Below are 22,898 nucleotides of genomic sequence, written 5' to 3' on the forward strand. Positions count from 1 at the left end.
GGCTTTGAGGGCTTATCGGGGATGCGAATTCACGCGCTGTCACGGAGTCCGCCTAAAATGAAACCTTTCGCTGTCATTGCTCTCGCCGCCACCGCGCTCACCCTGTCCGGGTGCGGCGAAAATCTGGGCAAGGGGCAGCCGCTCAATGTCGTCAGCGGTCATATCGTGATGGGCGCCACCGCCGACCGCCCCGCAGTCGGCTATTTCAAGGTCGAGGGCGGGCCGCAGCCGGTCCAGCTGGTCGCGGTGACCGCCGATCTCGCCCAACGCGTCGAAATGCACGAAAGTGTGCGTGAGAATGGCGTGGTCACGATGAAGCCACTGGCACGCGCCGATGTCCCGGCCAAGGGCGAACTGGTGTTCAAGCAGGGCGGCAAACATCTGATGATCTGGGGCATCAACGGCGCTGCGGTGCGTGCGGGGAAGCTACCGATGGCGTTTGTGTTCACCAACAACAATAATGAACGCATCCTGTTCGACATGGTGATCAAACCGGCTGAAAGCGCGGCGGGGGGCGAAGCGGCGATGGACCATGATGCGATGGGGCATCGGTCGGCGCCAGCAGATGCTGCACCCGAAAAGACAGCGGACGCGAAGAAATAGGGGTGCCTTCCAGCCGGTTGTCATTGCGAGCGCAGCGAAGCAATCCAGCGTGGCGTAAACCGCCCGGGATTGCTTCGCTGCGCTCGCAATGACGAGGTTCTGATGGCGCGATTGTCTCGGCCTTTGACCAGCGGTGAGGTCGCGCTTTCCCGAACGGTGTTCGGCGACGCGATCCGCTACGCCGACGTCCGCATCTGCCATCACAAGTGGATCTTTTTCCAGCCGCGCGGCGTCGTCATGGCGCCGATGGGCAGCCTGCATTTCAACCCGCATGGCGAGCTGTATTGCGACGATTTCAGCGCCGCGTCGCAGCGGCTGCAAGGGCTATTCATCCACGAAATGACGCATGTCTGGCAGGCGCAGACGCGCGGCCGCTGGTATCTCGTGCTGATGCGCCATCCCTTCGCTCCGTACAGCTACAGTCTGAAACCCGGCTGGCTGCTCGAGCGCTATGGGCTCGAACAGCAGGCCGAGATCGTCCGTCATTACTGGCTGCTGACGCAAGGCATGGTTGTCGGCGGCGGCCCGGGGGTCGAGGCGTATCGTGCGATTCTGCCCTTCACACCGGGGTTGGACGTTCCCGCGCCGATCGCGTAGCTTGCTCTTCAAATCGCAGGAGACGCCCATGCCCGAAGTTCTCGACCGCTTTCGTTCCTCGACTTGGGGCTGGCTGCGCGGCACCTTGCTCGGATGGTTAACGCTTGTCCTCTGCTTCGTCGGCGTAGGGCTGATCATCATCCTGATCCAGTGGCTCCGCTTCCTCGACGTCACCTATGAGCTGACCGAAGACCGGCTGATCCTGCGCAAGGGCATCTTCGTCAAAAGCATCGACGAGATCGAGCTCTACCGCGTCAAGGACGTGCGGATGGATTTCACGCTGATCAACCAGTGGGCGGGAATCGGCACGATCGGCATCGATTCGAGCGATGAAACGACCCGCGAAGGTGCGCTGGTCATGCCGCATATCGAGCGCGCCGCCGAACGGCGCGAGGAGATGCGCCGACTGGTCGATGCGGCGCGCCAGAAGCGCCGGGTGCGCGAACTCGACGTTTCGAGCGATTTGCTCTGACCGGGCAAATTACGGGCTAGCCAGCGGGGCGACGTTCGTCCTATGTTCCGTTGATGGATGGAATATCGCTTCTCACCGCCCTTTTTGCTCTCGCGGTCGGCGGTCTGATCGGTTGGCTTTTTGCTGGTCGCCAGGCGGGCGCGCTCAAGGCTGAGCGCGATGGGTTGTCGGAGCGGTTCAAAGTTGCGGTCACCGACCTTGCCGCCGAGGCCGGAGCGCGCAAGGCCGCCGATATCCAGCTCGCCTCGCTGCTCAGCGAACAACGCGCGCGCGACGCCGCACATGACGCTCAGATCGCGCAGCTCAAGGACGCGCAGGCCGCGCTCACGACGCAGTTCCGCGAGGTCGGACAGGTGATGCTCGACGGCGCGCAAAAGGCGTTCCTCGAACGTGCGGAAGCACGCTTCAAGGAAAGCGAGGCGACCGCGGGACAGAATCTGAAAGCGCTGCTGTCGCCCGTCCACGAGCGGCTCCAGAAATATGAGGAAGCGGTCGGCAAGGTCGAGGCCGAGCGGCGCGACGCCTTCGGACTGCTTCACGGTCAGATCGCCGCGATGCGCGAAGGCACCGAACGCGTGTCGAGCGAAGCGGCGAAACTGGTCAACGCGCTGCGCAATGCGCCCAAGGCGCGCGGGCGCTGGGGCGAGCAACAGCTCAAGAACGTCCTCGAAAGCTGCGGCCTGTCTGAACATGCCGATTTTCAGACCGAGGTCAGCGTGACCGATGGCGACGGCGGCCGGCTGCGCCCCGATGTCGTCGTAAAGGTACCGGGCGGGCAGAGCCTGGTGATCGACGCCAAGGTGTCGCTCAACGCCTATCAGGATGCGTTCGGCGCGGTCGAGGAGCGCGAAAAGGCGCTGCATCTCGCCGCGCACGCCGCGGCGATGAAGGCGCATGTCAACACGCTCGGCGCCAAGGCCTATTGGAACCAGTTCGACGACACCCCCGATTTTGTCGTGATGTTCGTGCCGGGCGAACATTTCCTCGCCGCGGCGCTCGATCAGGATCCGACGCTCTGGGACTATGCGTTCGAGCGCAAGGTGCTACTTGCGACCCCGACCAACCTGATCGCGATCGCGCGCACCGTCGCCGCGGTGTGGCGGCAGGAAAAGCTCGCCAATCAGGCGCGCGAGATCGCCGCGCTGGGCAAGGAGCTGTATGCGCGCATGTCGGTGATGGGCTCGCACATCGCGAAGGTCGGGCGCAACCTTGATCAGGCGACCGGCGCGTACAACGCCTTTGTCGGCAGTTTCGAATCGCAGGTGCTGACGCAGGCGAAGCGCTTCGAGGCGCTCGATATCGAAACCGGCGACAAGGAAATTGCCGTGCTGCCGGTCGTCGAACAGGCGGCCCGCCCGCTGGCGAAGCTGGCGGCGGCGCCAGCGGCGGTCAATGACGGCGATTGACGTCTAGCGTCCCCCGCCTCGGCGGGGGGGGCGGGCTAAATCACCCGCTTCAGCACCGCAGTCCGCCCCTCGCTCCCGGTCAGAATCAGCGTTCCGTCGTCGGCAAAGGTCAGGCTCACCGGCGCCGCGATTAATTTGAAGAACCCCGCTTCCTGCGTCATGCCGGGGCCGGGACAGGCCATTTCGGTCGCCATCAGCGGCCCTACGGTCAGATTGCCGTCGGCTGCCGAATAGCCCCCCGAAAAACGGTTGCAACCCGCGCTGCCGCTCAGCCGCGAACCGTCGAACTGGAGTGAGGTCGGCCGATCCTTCGCCACTGCAACGCCGCCGATCGATACGAAATTCCAGCTCGATCCCGCCAGCGTATTGGGCGGCAATATCTTGCCGCCGCAGCCTTGCAGCGTTTTGCCATCGGCGACGACGCGCACGGTGTCGGCAAAGCGCCGGTCGCTCATCCCGTCGCTGCACGGCGCGGTTTTGATCACCACCGAAAGCCGGTCGGCGGCATAGGTCCGGCCATTCATCGATGGCTGCGCGCCAGGGTTCGGCACCATGATCTTCGTCTCGCCATAGTCGCCGTCATAGTTGAGCCGCGACGGGGTAATCTCAAGCGTCCATCCGGGCTCGGTGCCAAGCGCCATATAGGCTGCGGGCTGCTCGCCGGGGCTTTTCCGCGGGGTTTCGGGGGTTGGCGCACACGCGGCAAGCGCGAGAACCGAAGCGACGGGAAGGGCGGCCCTGATCATGCGATATCTCCTGAACGCTGCTTGCTGATCGACCTATGAAAGGCGCGGCGGCGCTATGCGTTCCGCCGCTGGTTCAGCACCTCATACGCCATCACCGCGGTCGCGACCGCGGCATTCAGGCTGTCGGCCTTGCCCATCATCGGCATCTTCACCCGCACGTCGGCGGCATCGGCATATTCGGGCGGCATCCCCTGCGATTCATTGCCGGTGAGGATGAAGGTCGGCGCGGCATAGCGCACCGCCTGATAATCGAGCGTGTCGTCGCCGAGCCAGGTCGCGACGAGTTGCCCCGGCCCCTGCCGCAGCCACGGCAGGAACTCGTCCCACCGCGCCGTCACCAGCTTCTGGGTAAAGATCGCCCCCATGCTCGCGCGGACCGCCTCGACCGCATAAGGATCGGTCGATTCGTCGAGCAGGATCAGTCCGCCCGCACCGACAGCGTCGCCGGTGCGCAGCATCGTGCCAAGATTGCCGGGGTCGCGCAGCCGCTCGGCGACGAGCCAGATCGGTGCAGCAGCGCGGTCGAGATCGGCGAGCGTGGTTTTGGGCTCGGCGTAAATGCCGACGACGGTCTGCGGATTATCCTTGCCAGACAGTTTCGACAGGATGGCGCCGGTCGTGTCGATCACCTCGCCGCCCGCCGCCAGCGTATCGGCAACCAGTGCGGCGGCGAGGGGGTGCGCGTCGCCCTCGGGCCCTAGGAACAGCCATTGGGGTAGCACGCCCGCTTCGCGCGCTTCGGTCGCGATGCGCAGCCCCTCGGCAAGGAACAGGTGTTCGGCGCGGCGATGGCGTTTTTCGCGCAGCAAGCGCATCCGCTTGATCAACGGGTTCGACAGGCTCTCGATGGTGGCACGGCGCATGCCGTCAATCCTCGCCGAAGCTGTCCTTGACCAGCCCGACGAGCTTCAGCAGCGCGGCATCGGCGCCGTCGCCGCTTGTGTGGATCGTGATCGTGTCGCCTTTCGCGGCGCCCAACATCATCAGCCCCATGATTGACGTGCCGTTGACGCGCGATCCGCCCTTTTCGACTTCGACCGACACGCTTTCGGGCAGGCGGCTGACGAAGGTGACGAACTTGGCGCTGGCGCGCGCGTGCAACCCGCGCTGGTTGGTGATTTCGACCGTTTCGGAAATTTCGCTCATGGCCCCACCCCCAGCATTTCGGAGGCGACCGAAATATATTTCTGGCCGGCTTCCTTGGCGGCGATCACCGCGGCGCGCAGCTCCATCGACTTGCGCGCGCTTTCCAGCCGGATCAGCATCGGCAGATTGACCCCGGCGATCACTTCGGTGCGGCCCGATTCGAGCAGGCTGATCGCGAGGTTCGACGGGGTACCGCCGAACAGGTCGGTCAGTATGACAACGCCGCGGCCCTCGTCGACGTTGCGAATCGCGTCGGCGATTTCGCGGCGGCGCATTTCCATATTGTCATTAGGGCCAATGCAAACCGTCGCGATGGCGCGTTGTGGCCCGACGACATGCTCCATCGCGCGCACCATCTCCTCGGCCAGACGGCCGTGGGTGACAAGGACCATTCCCAGCAACGGCAAGGCTTTATCGGTGGGCATGAACTGCGAGACCCTTATGTTTTTCCAACCGCTGCGGAAGGCGCAGGCGGGGGCTTGCCCTCAAGCCCATCTTGCGGGGCAGAGTCAAGGTTGCGGTGGGTCAGTACTGGCTCATATCCGGACTCGCGTAGCCTTTGAGCAACACGCGCGGCGACATGGACCGACCTGTGGCGCCCGCCGGTGCAACCGAACGCAATGGTGACATAGCTTTTGCCCTCGGCGCGGTACCGCGGCAGCAGCGTCAGGATCAGTTTCTCGATCTGCGACACGCTGTCTTCATAGGCGGGATCGGCAGTCACATAAGCGGCGACATCGGCGTCGAGCCCGGTGCCGGGTTTCAGCTTCGCATCCCAATGCGGGTTGCGCAGATAGCGCATGTCGAACACCAGATCGGCGTTGCGCGGCAACCCGCGCGCGAAACCAAAGCTCAGAATATTGAGCACCGGCTCGTTATGATCGCTGTCGCCGAAGCGCTGGCGGACTTCCTGTTGCAGGTCGTTGCTGCTGTATTTGGTGGTGTCGATGACGTGTTCGGCCCAGCGGCGCAACGGCTCCATCATCTCGCGCTCGCGCGCGATGCCGTCGGCGGCCGGGCGGTCCTCGGCCATCGGGTGGCGGCGGCGTGTTTCGGAAAAACGGCGTTCGAGTTCGGCGCCCGCGCAATCGAGGAACAGCGTCTGGATGACGCGGCCGCCGGCCTCGCGCAACTCCTTGATCCGCCGGACGAGCAACGCGGGGCGGAAGCCGCGGCTGCGGCTGTCGATGCCGATCGCGAGCGGGCGCCCCGCCTCGCTGCGCTTAACCGGGGCATCGATCAGCGTTTCGAGCAGCGCGAGCGGCAGATTGTCGACGACCTCCCAGCCCAGATCCTCGAGGACCTTGAGCACGGTCGATTTGCCCGCGCCTGACAGGCCGGTGACCAACAACAGCCGCGGCTCAGCAGCTTCCTTCATGCCCCGTTCGCCAGCCGGTCGAGCGCCAGCATGACCTTGATCGGCGCCGAAGCCTCAATCGCCGACAGAGTCAGCGACGGCAATTTGTGCCCCGCGACCACTTCGACCGCGCGCTCGGGCGGCATGCGTTCGTAGCGGTCGGCAAGCCGCACCGCGAGCGCCAGCGGCACTGGCGCGGTCCACGGCTGTTCGACGATGCCGAGCCCGCGCACTTCCAACTTACCCGCCAACTCTTCCGGCGGGCGGCACCACAGGCGCCCGCGTTCGAACCAGATGTCGCAGCGGTCGTCAGCGACCAGCCGCGCACCGCGATCGATCAGTCTGAGAGCCAAGTCAGACTTGCCCTGTCCCGACAGGCCGAGCAGCAAAATGCCGCGGCTGCCCGCGGCGACACAGCTCGCATGGATATTGACGATATCTGGTGTGGTCCGGCTGGGCAGCATCGCGCAAGGCTTACCGGTGACGAAGCGGGGCCGCAAGGCGGCAAACGGTTCGTCGCCACTGCGGCAGGAAAGGTCGCTGCCAGTCAATTTCCGATGGCACAGGTTTGCCCCGACGGTGGCCGCGTTCAAAGGCACGTGACTCTGAAACGCCCTTCGCTGGGGCGATGGTTAGGCCGCGGCTGCCCCGCCTTCGCTCGCGGGCAGCGTGATCAGCAGGCTGCCACCCGGGTTGCCGTCGTCGCGGTCCTTCGCGTTGATCGTCCCGCTATGCCCCTCGATGATCGTCCGCGCGATCGCGAGGCCCAGCCCGCTGTGGCGGCCAAACGCCTCGCCGGCGGGGCGTTCGCTGTGAAAACGGCGAAAAATCGCCTCGCGTTGCGCCGGATCGATGCCGGGGCCGTCGTCGTCGACGCGGACATGGACCTCGTCACCGAGCCGGGTCGCGGCGATGCAGACGAGGCCGGTGGGCGGCGAAAAGCTGATCGCATTGTCGATGACATTGTCGATCGCGCGTTCGAGCCGGTGACCGTCGCCCATCACCAGCGTTGTACCCTTGCGCGGGCGGGCAAAGGCGATGCGCGGGTGCGGCGCGTCGGCATCGATGCGCGCGGCGCGCGCTGCGAGCATCGATTCGACCATCATTCCGACGTCGATCGGCTCGAATAATGTACGCGACAGTTGCGCATCGACGCGACTCGCTTCGCTGATGTCGTTGACCAGCCGGTCGAGCCGCCGCACATCCTCGTCGGCGATCGCGAGCAGTTGCGCGCGCTGCTCGTCGTTCTGGACTCGGCCAAGCCCCTCGATCGCCGAGCGTACCGAGGCGATCGGATTCTTGAGTTCGTGAGACACATCGGCGGCAAAATGTTCGCCGGCGTCGATGCGTTCGCGCAGCGCCTGTGTCATGTCGCTGAGCGCGCGCGCCAGCGTGCCGATCTCGTCGCGGCGGCTGGGCAAACGCGGCACGACGACTTCGCGCGCGCGGCCCAGGCGGACGCGGACAGCAGCGCGCGCGAGTCGCCGCAGCGGGCGAACGATGGTGCGCGCAAGGAACAGCGACAGCAGGACCGAGGTCATCAGCACCATCGCGACAACCACCGCGAGACGGAAGCGTTCGGCGCGCACGGTGCGGGTGATATCGCGCGCATTGAGCGTCATCAGCACCACCTGCGGCGCCTCGAGATCGACGACGCTCGCGGCGCTCAGCAGCGGGGTGCGCTCGGGGACATAGCGAAAGCGGCTTGCCGCCAATCCGCTGCGTTGCGCTTCGACCACCTCCGGCCACGCGGCGGCGCGGTCCACCGCGGGTTCACGAAAATCTGGATAGGAAGGCGCGCCGACGATCCAGTCGATGCCTCGGTCCATTGCGCGCGCGGCGTCGCGCTGCCACGCCTGCAAATTCGGATCGCGCAATGTGTAGGTGGCAGGGCCGGTGGCGAAACTGTCCGAAACCCGCTGTCCGTCGGGGGCATAAAAACGTAGCCGCGATTCGGTTGCGGCGGTAAATTCTTCGATCAGCTTGGCGCGCTGGTCGGGACGCGCCGCCTCGAGCGCGCTATCGAGCAGCGCGAGCTGATCCTTCATCACCTCGACCCGCGTGTCGACGAGACGGCTGCGATAAGTGTCGAGATAATAAAAACCGCCCGCGAGCAGCGCGACTGCGAGGATATTGACCGCTAGAATGCGGGTGGTCAGCGACCAGCGTGCCGACCAGACGAGCGGCGACTCCTCCTGCTCGGCGATGCTCGCGTCGGGCTTCACCGCTTCAAACATCGTCGGCAAAACGATAGCCCGCGCCATAGAGGGTGGCGATCGCGTCGAATTCGGGATCGACCTCACGGAACTTGCGGCGCAGGCGCTTGATGTGGCTGTCGATGGTGCGGTCGTCAATATAGACATCATCCTGATAGGCGGCGTCCATCAGCTGGTTGCGGCTGCGCACGATGCCGGGACGGCTGGCGAGCGTTTCGAGAATCAGAAATTCGGTGACGGTCAGCGTCACATCTTTGCCGTCCCATGCGACTTTGTGGCGCGCCGGGTCCATGCTCAACCGCCCGCGGGTGATCGGCTCGGCCACCGCCTCGTCGTCACCCTCGGGGGGGCTCTTGTTCAAGTCGACGCGGCGCAGGATGGCGCGGATGCGCGCGATCACCAGCCGCTGCGAGAAGGGCTTGGCGATATAATCGTCGGCGCCCATCGCGAGCCCCAGCGCCTCGTCGATCTCATCGTCCTTGCTGGTCAGGAAGATCACCGGCAGCTGGCTTTTCTCGCGCAGACGGCGGAGCAGTTCGAGCCCGTCCATGCGCGGCATCTTGATATCGAAAACGGCGAGGTCGGGGGGGTTGTCGATCAGCGGCTTCAGCGCCGCCTCGCCATCCGAATAGACGCGAGTGACGAACCCCTCGGCCTGGAGCGCGATGGACAGCGATTGCAGGATGTTGCGGTCGTCGTCGACCAGCGCGATGGTTGCCGTCATGCTCTTTCCGTTGGGCGGGGCCGCTCGCAGAGCTAGCCGATCTGCTCTCCACCGACAACCGCCACGAAACGGTACAGTCGCGCGCTGGAATCTTTTGACCTCCCCCTTCATCCTCGCTAACGCGACCCCTAATTTACGGAATCGGCGTCACGTCGGCACCCATGGTAATGCGGGCCTGCCCTTTTGCTCGGCAGTTTGTGCATACCTATGCAATCGGGGCCGACGGACATGGGAAAGGCTTGAACGATGACACAGGTGGCGATCGGCAATCAGACCGTCGAAACGCAGGCAGAGGTCGCCGAAAACTGGGGCACCTCAGCGTTGATCGAAGACGCGATCCGGCACAGCGAAGGCCTGCTTGCCAAGGACGGCCCGCTCGTGGTCGAAACCGGCAAACACACCGGGCGCAGCGCCAAGGACAAGTTCATCGTCCAGGACGCCGAAACAGCCGACACGATCTGGTGGGGCAAGACCAACGTCCCTATGACCCCCGACCAATTCGCGGCGCTCAAGGCTGATTTTCTCGCGCATATGGCGGCGCGCCCGCGGCTGTTCCGTCAGCAGTTGTTCGGCGGTTCGCAGCCCGAGCATCGCGTCGCGGTGCAGGTCGTCACTGAATTCGCCTGGCACAGCCAGTTCATCCGCACCTTGCTCGTCCGCCCGACCTCCGACGAGCTGGCGGCGTTCGCAGCCGAATATACGATTATCGACCTTCCGAGCTTCCGCGCCGATCCAGCGAAGCACGGCACGCGCACCGAAACCGTCGTGGCGGTCAATTTCTCCGAAAAGCTCGTGCTGATCGGCGGCACCGCTTACGCCGGCGAGATGAAGAAATCGGTGTTCGGCATCCTCAACTATCTGCTGCCTGTAAAGGGCGTGATGCCGATGCACTGCTCGGCGAATATGGGGCCGAACGGCGATACCGCGGTCTTCTTCGGTCTGTCGGGCACCGGCAAGACAACGCTGTCGGCCGACGCGTCGCGTACCCTGATCGGCGACGACGAGCATGGCTGGTCGGACACCGCGGTCTTCAACTTCGAAGGCGGCTGCTATGCCAAGATGATCCGCCTGTCGCCGGAAGCCGAGCCCGAGATTTTCGCGACGACGAAGCGCTTTGGTACGGTGCTGGAGAATGTCGTGATCGACCCAGTCACGCGCGAACTCGATTTCGACGATAACAGCCTCGCCGAGAACAGCCGCGGCTCGTACCCGATCGACTTCATTCCGAACTCGTCGGAACAGAATATGGGGCCGGTGCCGCAGAATATCATCATGCTCACCGCCGATGCCTATGGCGTGCTGCCCCCGATCGCGAAGCTGACCCCCGATCAGGCGATGTATCATTTCCTGTCGGGCTACACGGCGCGCGTCGCGGGGACCGAAATCGGGGTGACCGAGCCCGAGGCGACCTTCTCGACTTGCTTCGGCGCGCCGTTCATGCCGCGTCATCCGTCGGTCTACGGGAATCTGCTGAAGGAACGCATTGCCAAGGGCGGCGTCCAGTGCTGGCTGGTCAACACCGGCTGGACCGGCGGCATGGCGACGATGGAAGGGATCAAGCGGATGCCGATCAAGGCGACGCGCGCGCTGCTCAACGCCGCGCTCGACGGCAGCCTGAACGACGCCGAATTCCGCAAGGACCCGAACTTCGGCTTTATGGTTCCGGTTGCGGTTCCGGGGGTCGACAGTGCGCTGCTCGATCCGCGCGAAGCATGGGCCGACAAGGCCGCCTATGACCGCACCGCGCAGGTCCTCGTCGGCCAGTTCATCGACAATTTCGCCCAATTTGCGGACCATGTCGACGAAGGCGTCCGCCAGGCGGCACCGCAGGCGGCCGTCGCAGCATAATTTGCCCGGATAACTTCCGGGTGGCAATTCACCCGGAAGGACCGGAGCCATGACTACCGAATATTCACCGCGCCTGTTCAAGCGCGATACCGACATCCGTGCGCTGGGGGAGGGGTTGCTCGCGTGCGCCCTGCCTCGCGAAGCGTGGACGCACGAGGCGCATCTGGGCGCGTGCCTGTGGCTGCTGACCGAGCGCCCCGACGTCGATGTCGACGCCGAAATCGACACGGTCATCCGCCGCTTCAACGAAAGTGTCGGCGGGGTCAACGACGACCACCAAGGCTATCATGACAGCATCACCCGTGCCTATGTCGCGGGGGTGCGGTTGTTCCTGTCAGAGACGGACGAAACCGGGCTGGCGGCGCGCGTCAACGCGATGCTGCTATCGGATGTTGGACGCCGCGACTGGCCGCTGCGCTTCTACAGCCGCGACCTGCTATTTTCGGTCGCGGCGCGGCGGGGGTTTGTCGAACCGGATCTGGAACCGCTGCCCTAGACCGTCATTGCGAAGTGCCGAAGGCGACGCGGCATTCCAGAGCGGAGCAAGGTCGCCCTTGGATTGCTTCGCTTCGCTCGCAATGACGCGGTGGGAGAGCTACCCTTTCGCACCCGCAACATAAGCCGCGACATTCTGCGCCAGCACGTCGAGCGGCACATTGCCGCCCTCGACCACAACATTGTCGAAATCGCGCAGGTCGTATTTTGGCCCCAGCGCCGCCTGCGCCAGCCCGCGCTGCCGCACGATCTCGCTATGCCCGACCTTGTACCCGCACGCCTGTCCGGCCCAGCTGCAATAGCGATCCACTTCGCTCGCAACCTCGAGCGGGTTTGAGCCATTTTCCTTGACGAAGAACTCGACGCCTTGTTCGCGCGTCCAGCGCTTGGCGTGGAGCCCGGTGTCGACGACAAGACGGCAGGCGCGAAACGCCAGCGACTGGAGATAGCCGAGCCGCCCCACTTCGAAATCATCGTACAGCCCCAGCTCGTCGGCGAGTTGTTCGGCATAGAGCGCCCATCCTTCGCTATAGGCGTTGAACGCCAGCATCGTGCGGATCAGCGGCATCTGGTTGGCATATTCGCCCTGCCAGACATGCCCCGGGATCGCTTCGTGCATCGCCAGGTCGGGGAGCGAATATTTGCTATGCAATTCGGTGGTGCGCAGGTTGATCCAGAATTTGCCCGGGATGCTGCCGTCGATCGACCCGGCGCCGCCATAGGCCGCAGGCGCGCCGGGCTCTTCGGCGAGCGGCAGACGCTTCACCTCGACATTGCCCTTCATCAGGGTACGGAACGCGCGCGGCAGCTCCGCGCGGATCTTTCCAAGCCAGGTCTGAATGTAAGCGACAATCTCGGCGCGTCCGGCGTCGTTGTCGGGGAATTTATAACGTGGATCCTTGGCGAGCGCGTTCATCCGGTCGCCGACCGACCCTTGCGTATAGCCGAGCTTCTTGAGGATCGGGTCCATCCGCCCGTGGAGTTCAGCGAGTTCGTTGCGGCCCATCGCGTGGATCTCGTCGGGGGTCATACGCGTGGTGGTCGAGGCGCGGAGGCCCCACGCATACCATTCGTCGCCGCCCGGCCGCGCCCACATGCCGGCGTCCATCGTTGCCTTGGCGCGCTGCGCCTTCAGCTCGGCAAGCTGGCGTTCGAGCGCGGGGGCCACCGCGCCGCGCGCGATCGTCTCGGCGCGCGGGCCCCAATCGCCCGCGATTTTTTGCTCGCGCGTCCGCTTGACGAGGCTCTCGACGAGTCCGCCGCCTTCGCGCGCGTCGGCGAGGCTCGCTTCCATCTGCTTCACTGCCTTGTCGATCAGAAAGGCAGGGGCGATCATCCCTTGTCCGCCCGCCGCTTTCAACCGCTCGGTCTCGCCGTCGAGGGCGCCCGGAAAGGCGTTGAGACGCGAGAGATACGCTTCGGCGTCAGCGGCATTCTTCACCGGATGATCGCTGTCGAGAAATTTCGGTACGTCGAGATAGGCGCCGACATTCTGGATCACGACATAGGGCGTGTTGCGCCAGCCGCCGACGGCGACGTCGCCAAAGGGTAGGGCAAAGCCGTCGAGCGCCACGCCATAGGCGCTTTCGATGACCGCAAGGCTGGTGCGCGTCTTGTGATCGATGCGCTCGGCGCCGCCCGTCGCCTCAAAGGTGCGGACGCGCGCGATGTCGGCCTTCAGCGTATTTGCGACTGCCTGTTGCCCTGCGGCCGAGCGATCGGACAGCTTGCCGCGCTCTGCGGCACGCGCGCCGGTATCGATGCCGAGCGAGGTTGCACCTTCGGGTGACAGCGCGAGCAGATTGTCGGCGATCGACGACAGCAGCGATTCGGCGGCAACCTGCGGCGTGGCGTCGGACGGAGGCAGGATCGCGGTCGCGCCAGGGCCGCGGCTGCACGCAGCCAGCGCAAGGCTCGCCGCGCCGGTGCCGAGCGTGGCGATTGTCTGGCGGCGGGTGAACGGGGTGGACAGGCTGTGATGCACGCGGCGGCTCCCTTGCGACTTTGTTTCGTCTGAAACCTGTCTAAGCGGCGGGCGGCGGGGGTCAACGAAAAGGGGGCGGGAAAGTCGCTGCCTGCCCGCCCCCAATCGAATATTGTCGGCTGTTGATCAGTCGGTGAGGTCGGCGGGCACCTTGCCGCCGTTCGCGGCGAGTTCGCGCATCACCGCCTTGTGCAGCCAGATGTTCATTTCAGCACTGCCGTCGAGGTCGCCGGTATAGCCGAGCTCGGTCGCCAATTCCTTGCGGTTGGCGAGGCTCGAATCGATGCCGAGCAGCTTCATCAGGTCGACGATTGAGGTGCGCCAGTTGAGATCTTTGCCTGCTGCCTCGGCGGTAAGAATCGCGTCGACATCGACCTCGGCGGGCGGAGCCGCGGCAGCAGCGGCCATCGCGCTCGTCGCGGCGTCGAGCGCGCTGCCAATCGGGCTGGGCGCGGCGGGTGTGGCGGGCTGCGCGGCGACCGCTTTCTTGCCGAAAATCGCGTCCTTGATGCTGCTGAAAATTCCCATGAATTCACTCCCACTATGGCGCGGCCCGACCCGGAGCATCGAGTCGGGTGGCCATAAGCTAGGACTATGCATCTGGAAATGACAGCCAAATGAACGGCTCGCCGAGCGCGCTGCCGCTGTTATACTGACCGTCGCGGGCGCTGTCCGATCGGCGCCGGAGTGGGAGCACGACTGATGAACCTGACCGACATTTTGGCGCAAGCCGGCGGCATCGAATCGATGGCGAAAGAGCTGGGCGTCCCGCCCGCGATGGCGAAGCAGGGCGCCGATGCGCTGTTGCCCGCGATCCTCGGCGGATTCAAGAAACGGGCGCAGTCGGGCGGGATCGAGGGGCTCGGCGGGCTGCTCGGCCAGCTCGGCGGCGGCGGACTGCTCGATTCGGTGCTGGGGCCGCAGCCGACCCCGGTTCAGCAAGGCAATGATGTCCTCGGCGAGATTTTTGGATCGAAGGACGTCAGCCGCACCGTCGCCGGACAGGCGGCGACGCAGACCGGGCTCGATTCGGGGCTGCTCAAGAAGATGCTGCCGATCCTCGCGATGATGGTGGCGGGCTATATGGCCAGACAGGGCGGCCAATCGCAGGGCGGCGGCGGTCTCGGCGACCTGATCGGCGGCGCGCTCGGTGGCGGCTTGGGCGGCGGCCTTGGCGGGATGCTCGGCAATGTGCTGGGCGGCGCAGTCGGCGGCGGCGCCGCACCGGCGGCAGCTGGGGGTGGCGGCTTGGGCAGCCTTGCCAACATGCTCGACCTCGACGGCGACGGCAACCCACTCGACGACATCCTGGGCATGGCGGGCAAACTCGGCGGGCGCTGAACCCGTGCTGCGCGCCCTTTCGCTGTTCGCCGCGCTGTTCGGCGCGATTTGTATGGTGATTGCGCTCGCGCATATCGCATTGGGACCGGCGGCGATCCCCGGATCAGTGCCGGTCAATGCGACGATGGACAGCGAGGATCGATTCTATGCGACGCTGTTCCTTGGTTATGGTGCGGCGATGATCTGGTCCAGCCGTGCACTGGTCCCGCGGCGCGACGTTTTTGGCGCGCTGCTCCTCATCTTCTTTCTTGGCGGTATCGCGCGGATCATCTCGGCGCTCGCAGTCGGGCTCCCGAACACGCTGTTCATCGTGTTGGGCAGCGCCGAACTGCTGTTGCCGCCGATGCTGTGGGCGCTGCTCAAACGCGCAGCGCATCAAGCGGCCATCAGGCGCAATTCCTGACGAAAATCCTCGTCCACCCCGATGCGGCTTCGCATCGGGGTGACAAGACCGTTGGCATCGGCATCGCCCTGTTCGAACAAGGCCACCGCCGCCTCGCTGCCGCGCGCGAGACTGTAGCGCTGCGCAACCTTGCCGGTCGGCTTGAAGCCCAGTTTGCGCAGCACCGCACCCGACGCCGGGTTGTCGAGGAAATGCCCGGCGGTCAGCTTGGGCAGGTTCATCGCGCGCGCAATGCCAACCAGCTGGCGCCCGGCCTCGGTCGCAAAGCCCAGACCCCAATAGGGCCGCGCGATCCAGTAGCCCAGTTCGGGCTTGCCGGTCTCATCGGGCTTAATGCCGCAGCCGCCGACGAGGCGCGGGGCACCGCCGGTGCGGGCAAAGATCAGGAATCGTGGCTGGGCGGGGTCGATCGGCTGGCGCAGAAATGCCTGGGCTTCTGCCTCACCATAAGGCCAGGGTGCGGTCGCCAGGTTGCGGACCACCGCTTCCTCGCCGATTGCCTTGGCCAGCGCGGGGGCATCTTCCTGCCAGCCGGGCCGCAGCAACAGTCTTTCGGTACGCGCGAACATCTTATCACTCCCAATTGTCTGTCGCCCTGACGCCCGATGGTGACGCTTTGACGACAGTCGTTGCGGAGGGAGATGGATGGCCCGATTTTCGCGTCCGTTTCCCATGATGGGCCGCCAAGCGGCGGATAACGGGCAAGAAAAAAGGGAGTCCGGGGTGACCCGTCTCCCTCTTTTCGAACTTCGTTTCCGCTGGTGCGGAAAGGACCGTTCCGGGTCATCCCTTGGTGGGCGACCCGTGCAGATCGTCCTTTATTCGGCGGCTTCTGCCATGGCGTCCACCGACACAAATTTGCGGCCAAGCTTGCCGTCGTGGAAGCGGACATGACCATCCGCGGTCGCAAACAGCGTGTGGTCCTTGCCCATGCCGACGTTGGCGCCCGGGTACACCTTGGTACCGCGCTGGCGCACGATAATGTTGCCGCCGATCACTTCCTGACCGCCGAACTTCTTCACGCCAAGGCGGCGGCCGGCTGAGTCGCGACCGTTGCGCGATGAACCGCCTGCTTTCTTATGTGCCATGACTGATGCTCCTTAATTTGTTTCAGGGGCCGAGCCGCGTTGCCGCGCTCAGGCGTCCTTCTTGGGGGCTGCCTTCTTGGCAGCGGGCTTCTTGGCGGGGGCGGCCTTTTCGGCAGCGGCTTCCGACTTGGGAGCAGCAGCCTTCTTGGGCGCGGCTTCCTTCTTCGGTGCAGCGTCCTTGGCGGAAGCAGCCTTGGCCGGTGCTTCCTTCGCGGGCGCAGCAGCCTTGGCTTCGGTCGCGGGAGCGGCCTCGGTTTTCGCCGCGGCTTCCTTCTTCGGCGCGGCCTTCTTGGCTTCGCCGACGGCCAGGATGCGCAGCAGCGTCAGCGACTGGCGGTGACCGTTGCGACGGCGGTAGTTATGCCGACGGCGCTTCTTGAACACGATGACCTTTTCGCCGCGCGTCTGGGCAATGATCTCGGCCGAAACGACGAGGCCGTCGGCGCTCTTCACTTCGCCGCCGTCACCGGCCAGCAGGACGTCGCCGAGCGACACGGTGTCGCCAGCTTCGCCGTCGATCTTTTCAACGGCGATCTTGTCTCCGGCGGCGACGCGATACTGCTTGCCGCCCGTGCGCACGATTGCGAACATGGTCTTCCATCCAATCAAAAAACTAAGTCACCCGCGCACCAGTCACCCACCGAAGCAGGCGATTTTTCCGGCATGCGGGAAAGTCAGCGCCACTAGCGAGCCAGCGCTCCGCTGTCAACCGCCAAATCCCGCGCTTTTCGAGCGAAAAGCGGGTCAGATGGCGAATGACGAGACGCACCGCCGATTCGGTACTTGCTGCCTTGCGCCAGCACCCATATCAGAGGCGGCGATGAAGCGCACCCTTCTTACCCTGTCGCTGGCGTTTGGCGCGTCTTTTTCGCTTTCGGTTCTTGCCGCGGCGCAAAATACGGGCGCGCCGTCGCTCGCCAAACGATCGGTCGAGGGCCGATTCGACGTCACGCCGCCCGCGGTCGTCGTTGCCCCGCCGGGGCCGCTGCCCGCCGACCTGGGCGGCCGGCTTGCGCGCTGGGAATCGGACGCCGCGGGTGCACAGCAGGCGTTCGCGGCCGAGCGCAATGCGACCGCGTCGCTCGTCACAGCCGCCGCGGGAGCACCCGTCGCCAGCGAGCGCTGGGTCGTCGCGCAGCAGGCAATCTCGCGCCTCACCGCCACCCGCGCCCCGCTCACCGCCGCGCTCGCCGACATCGATCGGCTCTATCTCGACCGCAGCATCGAGGATGCGATCGACGGCTTGCCCGAAATCTACGCGCTGCGTGACCGGCTCGCCGACACCGTGTCGACGCAGGACGCAGTGCTCGAAGCGCTCAGCGGACAGCTACCGGGGCAGTAGAAAGCCTTGTCGCGCCCATGAGGGTAGGGGCTGCAGACCTGGGCCCGCATAGCCGAATAAAAAGACCGCGGTCCCTGCCTTTGCAGGGGCGACGTTCATTGATTCAACCCATGCTTCTTCAGCGCATGGCGAATCTAGTCGTAACTCAGCCCCAGTGCCTCGGCGGCGACCTTCTGGTTGAAGCGGCAGCGCGCCATCGTGTCGGACAGGATCTGCCGCTCATAGGCGTCGACCGCGGCGCGCAGGTCGCTGACCGGGCCGGTGGGCATCGCCGTCGACGCGGGGGCAGATTCGGCGGAGGCGGAGGAAGCGCCACCGTCCGCCTTTGCCGCCGATTTGCGCACCACCGGCTGCCAGGGGCTGGCGAAGGGGTCAAAGCTGAGAGCGTCGACGGGTTTCTCCGGGTCGGCCCAGCGGTAGATCGCGCGCTCGATTACGTTGCGCAGTTCGCGGACATTGCCCGGCCAGTCATGCCCCTCCATCGCTGCCAGCGCGCGCGGGCCGAAACCCGGCCATTCTTCCCAGCCGAGCACCGTCGCCATGCGCTGGCCGAAATAGGTCGCCAGCACCTCGATATCGCCTTCGCGGGCGCGCAGCGGGGGCAGGGTGATCACCTCGAACGACAGCCGGTCGAGCAAGTCGGCCCGAAAACGATTGTCGTCAACGAGCGCCGGCAGATGTTCGTTGGTCGCTGCGACGATGCGGACATCGACGCGGATCGGGCGCGACGATCCGACGCGGGTGACCTCGCCATATTCGACCGCGCGCAGCAGCCGTTCCTGTGCCCCCATCGACATCGTCGCGAGCTCGTCGAGAAACAGCGTGCCGCCGTCGGCTTCCTCGAAGCGTCCGGCGCGGGTGCGTGTCGCGCCGGTAAAGGCGCCCGCCTCGTGCCCGAACAATTCGGATTCGATCAGCGTCTCGGGCATCGCGGCGCAGTTCAGGATCACATAGGGGCGGTCCCAGCGTGTCGATAGGCGGTGAAGGCGTTCGGCGATCAATTCCTTGCCGGTGCCACGCTCTCCGATCACCAGCACCGGCCGGTCGAGCGAGGCCGCAAGGCTCGCACGTTCGACGGCGTCCTGAAACGCCGCCGACTGGCCGATAAATTGCGTCTCGCGCTCCATTCCCAATCATTGGCAAATTTTCCCGCTCGATGGCAAGCCAAATCGATGGGTGCGACGCTTTGCGGGTGAAGTTGCGCGGTTTTGCGCCGCTTTGCGCAATTGGCACGGTGTCTGCATTGTTGGATACGAACCGGCGCAAATCGTACCGGTGCAGCGAAAAGCCACAGGAAGGTTGAACCATGAAGTCGATGTATGCCCAAGCCGCCACTTTCGTGCTGAGCACGGCCGGAGCGCTGGCCATCCTCGTCGGCGTGATCGACCAGCCGCAGGTCGCCGCCAGCTTTACCGGCAACCCTGCCGGCCCGTTGGTTGCCGCTGTCATGTCCCCGGCGGTCAGCGCTTTGGCCTGACCGGCACTGGTGCCGGGGCACTCTCCCCCTTGCCCCGCCCCGGCACCAGCCTTTCTTAAAAAATAGACCAAGGTCTCACGATTTCGACAGGAGTTTTTCAGATGGGTATTTTTTCACGCACCCGCGACATCATCGCCGCCAACGTCACCGACCTGCTCGACCGGGCCGAAGATCCCGAAAAGATGATCCGCCAGATCATTTTCGAGATGAACGAAACGCTCGTCGAAGTCCGCGCTTCCGCCGCCCGCACGATCGCGGACCAAAAGGAAATGCGCCGCCACATCGCCAAGCTCGAAAGCCTGCAGGACAGCTGGAAGGAAAAGGCCGAACTCGCGCTGTCGAAGGACCGCGAAGACCTTGCCACCGCCGCGCTGGTCGAAAAGCAGAAGGCCGGCGACATGGCCGAGCGCCTGAAGGCCGAGATCGCCGTCCTTGACGATGCGCTCAAGGGTTATGAGGACGACATCGCCAAGTTGCAGAAGAAGCTCAGTGAAGCGCGCGCGCGCCAGTCGAACGTCTCGACCCGCCTCGAAAGCGCCGAGAACAAATATCGACTGCGCGAAATGACCAACGGCGACCGCGTCGAAGATGCCTTTTCACGCTTTGAAATCCTCGAACGCCGCGTTGACGAAGCCGAAGGCCGTGCCGATGCGCTGAACTTGGGCTATAAAAAGTCACTCGACGAAGAGATCGCCGAGCTCCAGGCCGCCGACAAGGTCGCCGACGAGCTCGCCGCGCTCAAGGCCGCCCACGCCAGCAAGCAATAAGGGACCAGACCGATGGAAGAAATCATCATCATTCCGATCGTCATCGGAACGCTCTTCCTCGGTCTGCCCTGGCTCATTCTCCACTACATCACCAAGTGGAAACAGGCCAAGACGCTGACCGGAGAAGACGAGCAGCTGCTCGACGAACTGTACGACACCGCACGCAGGCTCGAAAGCCGGCTGCACACCGTCGAACGCATCATCAGCGCCGACCATCCCGACTTCCGCCCTGCGGTTCGTAGCGATGAAGAACTGGCGCAACTTGAAAATACCAGCCGGAGGAACTGAGATGTCTGCCAGCCGCACGAAATTCTACCTCGACAAACAGAACGCCAAATGGAGCGGCGTGTGCGCCGGGATCGCCGACTACAGCGGTGTCGATGTCCTCTGGGTCCGCGTTGGCGCGGTGTTGCTGACGCTGATGGGGGGCTTCCCTTGGACGCTGATTGCTTATTGGATTGTCGCCTGGATGGGCACGCCGAAACCTTTCGCGCTCTACGGTTCGCGTGAGGAAGCCAAATTCTGGCAGGGGGTGCGCAGCAACCCGACCGCATCGGCCCGCGACATCAAGTCGCGCTTCCGTGACATCGATCGCCGCCTTGCCGACATTGAACTCTACTACACCAGCCACAACCGCCGCCTCGCCGACGAAATCGACGCGCTGCGCTGAGCCGGGCGGGCTCGCAGCAACAGGGAGAAGACAGATGAATTTTGGTGGTACCGGTTTCGTCCTCGCCATTATCGCATTGTCGATCGGCGGCTGGATGTTCACCACCTGGATCCGCGCCAAGCACGGCTATCCGGTTGAAAATGAATGGGGTGGCACGGTTCATCGAACCGACCCCGACGCTGATCGAAAAATCGCGCTGCTGACCGACGACAATGCCAAGCTGGCGGGCCAGGTCAGCCGTCTCGAAGAGCGGATTTCGGTGCTCGAACGCATCGCGACCGAAACCAACGGTCAGGCGGCGCAGCTTGCCGACCAGATCGACCGCCTGCGCTGAGGGGAAGAAGCATGAATCTCGATGTCCTGAATACCCTTGCCCCCGGGGCCGCCATCCTCGGCCTCGCTGCGATCGGCGGCTGGATCTTCACTACCTGGCTCCGCGTCAAGAACGGCTACCCGCTTGAAAACAGCTGGGGCAAGGCGGTCTACCCCAAGACCAGCGACGAGGCGATGGAACGTGTCAAGCTGATCAGCCAGGAAAATGCTCAGCTGCGCGCCGAACTCGGCTCGGTGAAAGATCGCCTGGCGGTGGTCGAGCGCATCGTCACCGACGAAGGCAGCCGGCTGAGCCACGAGATCGAGGCGCTGCGGCGCCCGGCGAACTGAGGAGACCCGTCATGGGTGATGCTATCTGGATTTTGATCCCTCTCGCTCCCTTCCTTCTCGCAGGCTTCGCCATCTGGTCGAAGCATCAGCAGAAGATGATCGAGAAACAGTCGGAAATGACCGCCGAAAAGGCCGCCCAATATGCGGCGCATACCGAACGGCTGGAAGCGCGCGTCCGCGTCCTCGAACGTATCGCCACCGACCGCGGCGTCGATGTTGCCGAAGAGATTGAAAAGCTGCGCGACGCCCCGCTGAACTGAAGCAACGATAATAAGATACGGAAGGATCCCCCATGAACCCGTTTGAAATGGTTATCGGCATCGTCCTGATCGTCACCATCGGCAGCGTCGTTCGCGCCAAATATGGCGTGCGCCGCGACAACAAGGGCAACGAATTTTTCGCCGCCCCCGCCGACAATGCCGAGACCAAGGCGCTGCAATCCGAAATTCGCGCGCTCAAGGACCGCATTCAGGTGCTCGAACGCATCGCTACCGACCACAACCGCGCGGTGACGCTCGATGAGGAAATCGAACGTTTGCGCGACCGGTCGCCCTCCTGACGACCGTGACGAAGAAGGAGCCGCACCATGGCCACCATTACGTCTGACCTTGCCACCAACCTGATGGTCAGCGCCGTCGCGCTGACCGCGCTGACCATCATGAGCCTGGCGGCGCTGCGCGGATGGCGCGACTGGATCCAGCTCAAGCGCGAAGAGCTCGCCGCGGGGCATGTCGCCGTCACCCATGACGCCACCGTCCCGCACGCCGGATCGCGGATCGAAATCGCTGACCTGAAAGAACGGCTGCGCAAGCTCGAAGCGATCGCAGCGGGGGTGGATCTATAGTCGTTCTCTCTGAGGGAGAAGGATGTGAAGCCTTACCGCGACGCGGTTAGGCGGCGTTGGATGGGGGGCTCAGCCCGGTCTGCAAGCGCCCAGCCCCTCACCACTGCGGCTATGGCAGCAAGCAAGCTGCCAAGGCTCGCTGCCTCTCCCACAGGAGAGGCGGAAGAGACCTTCCCACTCCTCCCCAAATCTGCCAGTGCCGCCGCCATGCGCAGCCTGACCGACATCCACGACGAATATGACTTCCTTGACGGCGACGATCGCTATCGCCTGCTGATCGAACTCGGCCGCGACCTCGAGCCGATGCCCGATGCGCTCAAGACCGACGCGACGCTGGTCCGCGGGTGCAGCGCCAGCGTCTGGGTCTATCCGGTGCCGCAGGCCGACGGCCGCCTGCATTTCCTCGCCGACAGCAACGCAGCGATCACCAAGGGCATCGTCGCGCTCGTCCTCGCCGCGGTGCAGGACAAGCCCGCCGCCGAAGTCGCGGAGATGGACGTCACCGACGCGCTCGCGCCGTTCGACCTCTCCCGCCAGCTGTCCTCGAACCGAACCCAGGGCGTCCCCAACATGATCGCGCTTGTGCAAGATACGGCGCGGCGCATCGCCGCGGGCTGACCGGCGGGCGGCGCATCAAGGGCGCACCACTTTTCAAACAGGCACGAAAAAGGGCGCGGAAGTTGCCTCCCGCGCCCTGTTTCCGTGTTTG

33 protein-coding genes are annotated in these 22,898 nt (G+C 64.7%); 19 read left to right on the forward strand and 14 right to left on the reverse strand.

Features of this window, described 5'->3' with window-relative positions; genetic code table 11:
- Window positions 1-57 precede the first annotated feature (57 nt).
- The 4 genes from IPF76_RS06885 (at window position 58) to IPF76_RS06900 (ending at window position 3,078) form a co-directional block, all read left to right on the forward strand.
- A complete protein-coding gene (locus IPF76_RS06885; protein WP_293841356.1) occupies window positions 58-603 on the forward strand; it encodes a copper chaperone PCu(A)C in 546 nt (181 codons plus the stop codon).
- 102 nt (window positions 604-705) lie between these two features.
- Window positions 706-1,200 (forward strand): vgr related protein, encoded by a 495-nt coding sequence (locus IPF76_RS06890; protein WP_293841359.1) that lies wholly within the window; start codon window positions 706-708, stop codon window positions 1,198-1,200.
- Window positions 1,201-1,228: 28 nt separating this feature from the next.
- Window positions 1,229-1,672: a PH domain-containing protein gene (locus IPF76_RS06895; RefSeq protein ID WP_293841362.1), complete on the forward strand. Its 444-nt coding sequence runs from the start codon at window positions 1,229-1,231 to the stop codon at window positions 1,670-1,672.
- A 53-nt stretch (window positions 1,673-1,725) separates the two neighbouring features.
- The gene (locus tag IPF76_RS06900) at window positions 1,726-3,078 is read left to right on the forward strand and encodes a DNA recombination protein RmuC (RefSeq protein ID WP_293841364.1); all 1,353 of its coding nucleotides are present in this window, start codon (window positions 1,726-1,728) and stop codon (window positions 3,076-3,078) included.
- Window positions 3,079-3,113: 35 nt separating this feature from the next.
- Here the strand turns inward: IPF76_RS06900 and IPF76_RS06905 are convergent, their stop codons facing one another.
- From IPF76_RS06905 to IPF76_RS06940, 8 genes are all read right to left on the reverse strand, one after another.
- Complete coding sequence (locus IPF76_RS06905; RefSeq protein ID WP_293841367.1) at window positions 3,114-3,824, reverse strand: META domain-containing protein; 711 nt, start codon at window positions 3,822-3,824, stop codon at window positions 3,114-3,116.
- 53 nt (window positions 3,825-3,877) lie between these two features.
- Window positions 3,878-4,687 carry an RNA methyltransferase gene (locus IPF76_RS06910; RefSeq protein WP_293841370.1) on the reverse strand — a complete coding sequence of 270 codons (810 nt, stop codon included), beginning with the start codon at window positions 4,685-4,687 and terminating at the stop codon, window positions 3,878-3,880.
- Between the two features lie 4 nt (window positions 4,688-4,691).
- Entirely contained in the window at window positions 4,692-4,970 is a 279-nt protein-coding gene (locus IPF76_RS06915; RefSeq protein WP_293841373.1) for an HPr family phosphocarrier protein, read from the reverse strand.
- The gene (locus IPF76_RS06920) at window positions 4,967-5,371 is read right to left on the reverse strand and encodes a PTS sugar transporter subunit IIA (protein WP_293841991.1); all 405 of its coding nucleotides are present in this window, start codon (window positions 5,369-5,371) and stop codon (window positions 4,967-4,969) included. Before IPF76_RS06920 ends, IPF76_RS06915 begins: the two co-directional genes overlap by 4 nt.
- 38 nt (window positions 5,372-5,409) lie before the next feature.
- A complete protein-coding gene (gene rapZ, locus IPF76_RS06925; protein WP_293841376.1) occupies window positions 5,410-6,348 on the reverse strand; it encodes an RNase adapter RapZ in 939 nt (312 codons plus the stop codon).
- Window positions 6,345-6,791: a serine kinase gene (locus IPF76_RS06930; protein WP_293841379.1), complete on the reverse strand. Its 447-nt coding sequence runs from the start codon at window positions 6,789-6,791 to the stop codon at window positions 6,345-6,347. Before IPF76_RS06930 ends, rapZ begins: the two co-directional genes overlap by 4 nt.
- A gap of 168 nt (window positions 6,792-6,959) precedes the next feature.
- Window positions 6,960-8,564 (reverse strand): ATP-binding protein, encoded by a 1,605-nt coding sequence (locus IPF76_RS06935; RefSeq protein ID WP_293841994.1) that lies wholly within the window; start codon window positions 8,562-8,564, stop codon window positions 6,960-6,962.
- Window positions 8,557-9,267, reverse strand: a complete 711-nt coding sequence (locus tag IPF76_RS06940; RefSeq protein WP_293841382.1) for a response regulator transcription factor — start codon at window positions 9,265-9,267, stop codon at window positions 8,557-8,559. The genes IPF76_RS06935 and IPF76_RS06940 overlap by 8 nt, the downstream gene beginning before the upstream one ends.
- 246 nt (window positions 9,268-9,513) lie before the next feature.
- Between IPF76_RS06940 and IPF76_RS06945 the strand changes: the two genes are divergently transcribed.
- Entirely contained in the window at window positions 9,514-11,115 is a 1,602-nt protein-coding gene (locus IPF76_RS06945) for a phosphoenolpyruvate carboxykinase (protein ID WP_293841385.1), read from the forward strand.
- Window positions 11,116-11,164: 49 nt separating this feature from the next.
- On the forward strand, window positions 11,165-11,611 hold the full coding sequence (locus IPF76_RS06950) for a hypothetical protein (RefSeq protein ID WP_293841388.1): 447 nt from the start codon (window positions 11,165-11,167) through the stop codon (window positions 11,609-11,611).
- A gap of 99 nt (window positions 11,612-11,710) precedes the next feature.
- Here IPF76_RS06950 and IPF76_RS06955 read toward each other — a convergent pair whose 3' ends face one another.
- Together IPF76_RS06955 and IPF76_RS06960 are read right to left on the reverse strand one after the other, a co-directional pair.
- Window positions 11,711-13,594 carry a DUF885 family protein gene (locus tag IPF76_RS06955; protein WP_293841391.1) on the reverse strand — a complete coding sequence of 628 codons (1,884 nt, stop codon included), beginning with the start codon at window positions 13,592-13,594 and terminating at the stop codon, window positions 11,711-11,713.
- Window positions 13,595-13,720: 126 nt separating this feature from the next.
- Window positions 13,721-14,122 (reverse strand): DUF3597 domain-containing protein, encoded by a 402-nt coding sequence (locus tag IPF76_RS06960; protein ID WP_293841393.1) that lies wholly within the window; start codon window positions 14,120-14,122, stop codon window positions 13,721-13,723.
- A gap of 174 nt (window positions 14,123-14,296) precedes the next feature.
- On the opposite strand from IPF76_RS06960, the gene IPF76_RS06965 reads away from it, so the two are divergent.
- Together IPF76_RS06965 and IPF76_RS06970 are read left to right on the forward strand one after the other, a co-directional pair.
- Window positions 14,297-14,935: a DUF937 domain-containing protein gene (locus tag IPF76_RS06965; protein ID WP_293841396.1), complete on the forward strand. Its 639-nt coding sequence runs from the start codon at window positions 14,297-14,299 to the stop codon at window positions 14,933-14,935.
- Window positions 14,936-14,939: 4 nt separating this feature from the next.
- Window positions 14,940-15,338, forward strand: a complete 399-nt coding sequence (locus IPF76_RS06970) for a DUF4345 domain-containing protein (RefSeq protein WP_293841399.1) — start codon at window positions 14,940-14,942, stop codon at window positions 15,336-15,338.
- Here the strand turns inward: IPF76_RS06970 and IPF76_RS06975 are convergent.
- The 3 genes from IPF76_RS06975 to rplU form a co-directional block, all read right to left on the reverse strand.
- Window positions 15,311-15,907: a GNAT family N-acetyltransferase gene (locus IPF76_RS06975; protein ID WP_293841402.1), complete on the reverse strand. Its 597-nt coding sequence runs from the start codon at window positions 15,905-15,907 to the stop codon at window positions 15,311-15,313. The genes IPF76_RS06970 and IPF76_RS06975 overlap by 28 nt on opposite strands.
- 249 nt (window positions 15,908-16,156) lie before the next feature.
- Window positions 16,157-16,426 carry a 50S ribosomal protein L27 gene (gene rpmA, locus IPF76_RS06980; RefSeq protein WP_293698969.1) on the reverse strand — a complete coding sequence of 90 codons (270 nt, stop codon included), beginning with the start codon at window positions 16,424-16,426 and terminating at the stop codon, window positions 16,157-16,159.
- A 48-nt stretch (window positions 16,427-16,474) separates the two neighbouring features.
- A complete protein-coding gene (gene rplU, locus IPF76_RS06985) occupies window positions 16,475-17,017 on the reverse strand; it encodes a 50S ribosomal protein L21 (RefSeq protein WP_293841404.1) in 543 nt (180 codons plus the stop codon).
- A 229-nt stretch (window positions 17,018-17,246) separates the two neighbouring features.
- On the opposite strand from rplU, the gene IPF76_RS06990 reads away from it, so the two are divergent.
- Window positions 17,247-17,768, forward strand: coding sequence for a hypothetical protein (locus IPF76_RS06990; protein ID WP_293841407.1), 522 nt, complete (start codon window positions 17,247-17,249; stop codon window positions 17,766-17,768).
- Window positions 17,769-17,902: 134 nt separating this feature from the next.
- Here IPF76_RS06990 and pspF read toward each other — a convergent pair whose 3' ends face one another.
- Entirely contained in the window at window positions 17,903-18,895 is a 993-nt protein-coding gene (pspF, locus tag IPF76_RS06995; RefSeq protein ID WP_293841410.1) for a phage shock protein operon transcriptional activator, read from the reverse strand.
- A gap of 179 nt (window positions 18,896-19,074) precedes the next feature.
- On the opposite strand from pspF, the gene IPF76_RS07000 reads away from it, so the two are divergent.
- The 10 genes from IPF76_RS07000 to IPF76_RS07045 all read left to right on the forward strand — a co-directional run bounded on the left by IPF76_RS07000 (window position 19,075) and on the right by IPF76_RS07045 (window position 22,807).
- Window positions 19,075-19,245: a hypothetical protein gene (locus tag IPF76_RS07000; RefSeq protein WP_293841413.1), complete on the forward strand. Its 171-nt coding sequence runs from the start codon at window positions 19,075-19,077 to the stop codon at window positions 19,243-19,245.
- A 101-nt stretch (window positions 19,246-19,346) separates the two neighbouring features.
- Window positions 19,347-20,012 carry a phage shock protein PspA gene (gene pspA, locus IPF76_RS07005; RefSeq protein WP_293841416.1) on the forward strand — a complete coding sequence of 222 codons (666 nt, stop codon included), beginning with the start codon at window positions 19,347-19,349 and terminating at the stop codon, window positions 20,010-20,012.
- Between the two features lie 12 nt (window positions 20,013-20,024).
- On the forward strand, window positions 20,025-20,300 hold the full coding sequence (gene pspB, locus IPF76_RS07010; protein ID WP_293841419.1) for an envelope stress response membrane protein PspB: 276 nt from the start codon (window positions 20,025-20,027) through the stop codon (window positions 20,298-20,300).
- A gap of 1 nt (window position 20,301) precedes the next feature.
- Window positions 20,302-20,682: an envelope stress response membrane protein PspC gene (pspC, locus tag IPF76_RS07015; protein WP_293841422.1), complete on the forward strand. Its 381-nt coding sequence runs from the start codon at window positions 20,302-20,304 to the stop codon at window positions 20,680-20,682.
- 34 nt (window positions 20,683-20,716) lie between these two features.
- Window positions 20,717-21,016 carry a hypothetical protein gene (locus tag IPF76_RS07020; protein ID WP_088442934.1) on the forward strand — a complete coding sequence of 100 codons (300 nt, stop codon included), beginning with the start codon at window positions 20,717-20,719 and terminating at the stop codon, window positions 21,014-21,016.
- 11 nt (window positions 21,017-21,027) lie between these two features.
- Complete coding sequence (locus tag IPF76_RS07025) at window positions 21,028-21,345, forward strand: hypothetical protein (protein ID WP_293841425.1); 318 nt, start codon at window positions 21,028-21,030, stop codon at window positions 21,343-21,345.
- A gap of 11 nt (window positions 21,346-21,356) precedes the next feature.
- Window positions 21,357-21,605 (forward strand): hypothetical protein, encoded by a 249-nt coding sequence (locus tag IPF76_RS07030; protein WP_293841428.1) that lies wholly within the window; start codon window positions 21,357-21,359, stop codon window positions 21,603-21,605.
- Between the two features lie 32 nt (window positions 21,606-21,637).
- Complete coding sequence (locus IPF76_RS07035; protein WP_088442929.1) at window positions 21,638-21,904, forward strand: hypothetical protein; 267 nt, start codon at window positions 21,638-21,640, stop codon at window positions 21,902-21,904.
- 27 nt (window positions 21,905-21,931) lie between these two features.
- Window positions 21,932-22,189: a hypothetical protein gene (locus tag IPF76_RS07040; RefSeq protein WP_293841431.1), complete on the forward strand. Its 258-nt coding sequence runs from the start codon at window positions 21,932-21,934 to the stop codon at window positions 22,187-22,189.
- Between the two features lie 207 nt (window positions 22,190-22,396).
- Window positions 22,397-22,807, forward strand: coding sequence for a SufE family protein (locus tag IPF76_RS07045; RefSeq protein WP_293841434.1), 411 nt, complete (start codon window positions 22,397-22,399; stop codon window positions 22,805-22,807).
- Window positions 22,808-22,898: the final 91 nt, after the last annotated feature.

The sequence above is a fragment of the Sphingopyxis sp. genome, from assembly GCF_016704835.1.
In the GTDB taxonomy this organism is placed as follows: Bacteria; Pseudomonadota; Alphaproteobacteria; order Sphingomonadales; family Sphingomonadaceae; genus Sphingopyxis.

Excerpts from the sequence above, each read along its gene's own strand:
- IPF76_RS06885 (WP_293841356.1), top strand. The coding sequence starts at position 58 with ATGAAACCTTTCGCTGTCATTGCTCTCGCCGCCACCGCGCTCACCCTG.
- IPF76_RS06890 (WP_293841359.1), top strand. The coding sequence starts at position 706 with ATGGCGCGATTGTCTCGGCCTTTGACCAGCGGTGAGGTCGCGCTTTCC.
- IPF76_RS06895 (WP_293841362.1), top strand. The coding sequence starts at position 1,229 with ATGCCCGAAGTTCTCGACCGCTTTCGTTCCTCGACTTGGGGCTGGCTG.
- IPF76_RS06900 (WP_293841364.1), top strand. The coding sequence starts at position 1,726 with ATGGATGGAATATCGCTTCTCACCGCCCTTTTTGCTCTCGCGGTCGGC.
- IPF76_RS06905 (WP_293841367.1), bottom strand. The coding sequence starts at position 3,824 with ATGATCAGGGCCGCCCTTCCCGTCGCTTCGGTTCTCGCGCTTGCCGCG.
- IPF76_RS06910 (WP_293841370.1), bottom strand. The coding sequence starts at position 4,687 with ATGCGCCGTGCCACCATCGAGAGCCTGTCGAACCCGTTGATCAAGCGG.
- IPF76_RS06915 (WP_293841373.1), bottom strand. The coding sequence starts at position 4,970 with ATGAGCGAAATTTCCGAAACGGTCGAAATCACCAACCAGCGCGGGTTG.
- rapZ (WP_293841376.1), bottom strand. The coding sequence starts at position 6,348 with ATGAAGGAAGCTGCTGAGCCGCGGCTGTTGTTGGTCACCGGCCTGTCA.
- IPF76_RS06930 (WP_293841379.1), bottom strand. The coding sequence starts at position 6,791 with ATGCTGCCCAGCCGGACCACACCAGATATCGTCAATATCCATGCGAGC.
- IPF76_RS06935 (WP_293841994.1), bottom strand. The coding sequence starts at position 8,564 with ATGTTTGAAGCGGTGAAGCCCGACGCGAGCATCGCCGAGCAGGAGGAG.
- IPF76_RS06940 (WP_293841382.1), bottom strand. The coding sequence starts at position 9,267 with ATGACGGCAACCATCGCGCTGGTCGACGACGACCGCAACATCCTGCAA.
- IPF76_RS06945 (WP_293841385.1), top strand. The coding sequence starts at position 9,514 with ATGACACAGGTGGCGATCGGCAATCAGACCGTCGAAACGCAGGCAGAG.
- IPF76_RS06950 (WP_293841388.1), top strand. The coding sequence starts at position 11,165 with ATGACTACCGAATATTCACCGCGCCTGTTCAAGCGCGATACCGACATC.
- IPF76_RS06960 (WP_293841393.1), bottom strand. The coding sequence starts at position 14,122 with ATGGGAATTTTCAGCAGCATCAAGGACGCGATTTTCGGCAAGAAAGCG.
- IPF76_RS06965 (WP_293841396.1), top strand. The coding sequence starts at position 14,297 with ATGAACCTGACCGACATTTTGGCGCAAGCCGGCGGCATCGAATCGATG.
- IPF76_RS06975 (WP_293841402.1), bottom strand. The coding sequence starts at position 15,907 with ATGTTCGCGCGTACCGAAAGACTGTTGCTGCGGCCCGGCTGGCAGGAA.
- rpmA (WP_293698969.1), bottom strand. The coding sequence starts at position 16,426 with ATGGCACATAAGAAAGCAGGCGGTTCATCGCGCAACGGTCGCGACTCA.
- rplU (WP_293841404.1), bottom strand. The coding sequence starts at position 17,017 with ATGTTCGCAATCGTGCGCACGGGCGGCAAGCAGTATCGCGTCGCCGCC.
- IPF76_RS06990 (WP_293841407.1), top strand. The coding sequence starts at position 17,247 with ATGAAGCGCACCCTTCTTACCCTGTCGCTGGCGTTTGGCGCGTCTTTT.
- pspF (WP_293841410.1), bottom strand. The coding sequence starts at position 18,895 with ATGGAGCGCGAGACGCAATTTATCGGCCAGTCGGCGGCGTTTCAGGAC.
- IPF76_RS07000 (WP_293841413.1), top strand. The coding sequence starts at position 19,075 with ATGAAGTCGATGTATGCCCAAGCCGCCACTTTCGTGCTGAGCACGGCC.
- pspA (WP_293841416.1), top strand. The coding sequence starts at position 19,347 with ATGGGTATTTTTTCACGCACCCGCGACATCATCGCCGCCAACGTCACC.
- pspB (WP_293841419.1), top strand. The coding sequence starts at position 20,025 with ATGGAAGAAATCATCATCATTCCGATCGTCATCGGAACGCTCTTCCTC.
- pspC (WP_293841422.1), top strand. The coding sequence starts at position 20,302 with ATGTCTGCCAGCCGCACGAAATTCTACCTCGACAAACAGAACGCCAAA.
- IPF76_RS07020 (WP_088442934.1), top strand. The coding sequence starts at position 20,717 with ATGAATTTTGGTGGTACCGGTTTCGTCCTCGCCATTATCGCATTGTCG.
- IPF76_RS07025 (WP_293841425.1), top strand. The coding sequence starts at position 21,028 with ATGAATCTCGATGTCCTGAATACCCTTGCCCCCGGGGCCGCCATCCTC.
- IPF76_RS07030 (WP_293841428.1), top strand. The coding sequence starts at position 21,357 with ATGGGTGATGCTATCTGGATTTTGATCCCTCTCGCTCCCTTCCTTCTC.
- IPF76_RS07035 (WP_088442929.1), top strand. The coding sequence starts at position 21,638 with ATGAACCCGTTTGAAATGGTTATCGGCATCGTCCTGATCGTCACCATC.
- IPF76_RS07040 (WP_293841431.1), top strand. The coding sequence starts at position 21,932 with ATGGCCACCATTACGTCTGACCTTGCCACCAACCTGATGGTCAGCGCC.
- IPF76_RS07045 (WP_293841434.1), top strand. The coding sequence starts at position 22,397 with ATGCGCAGCCTGACCGACATCCACGACGAATATGACTTCCTTGACGGC.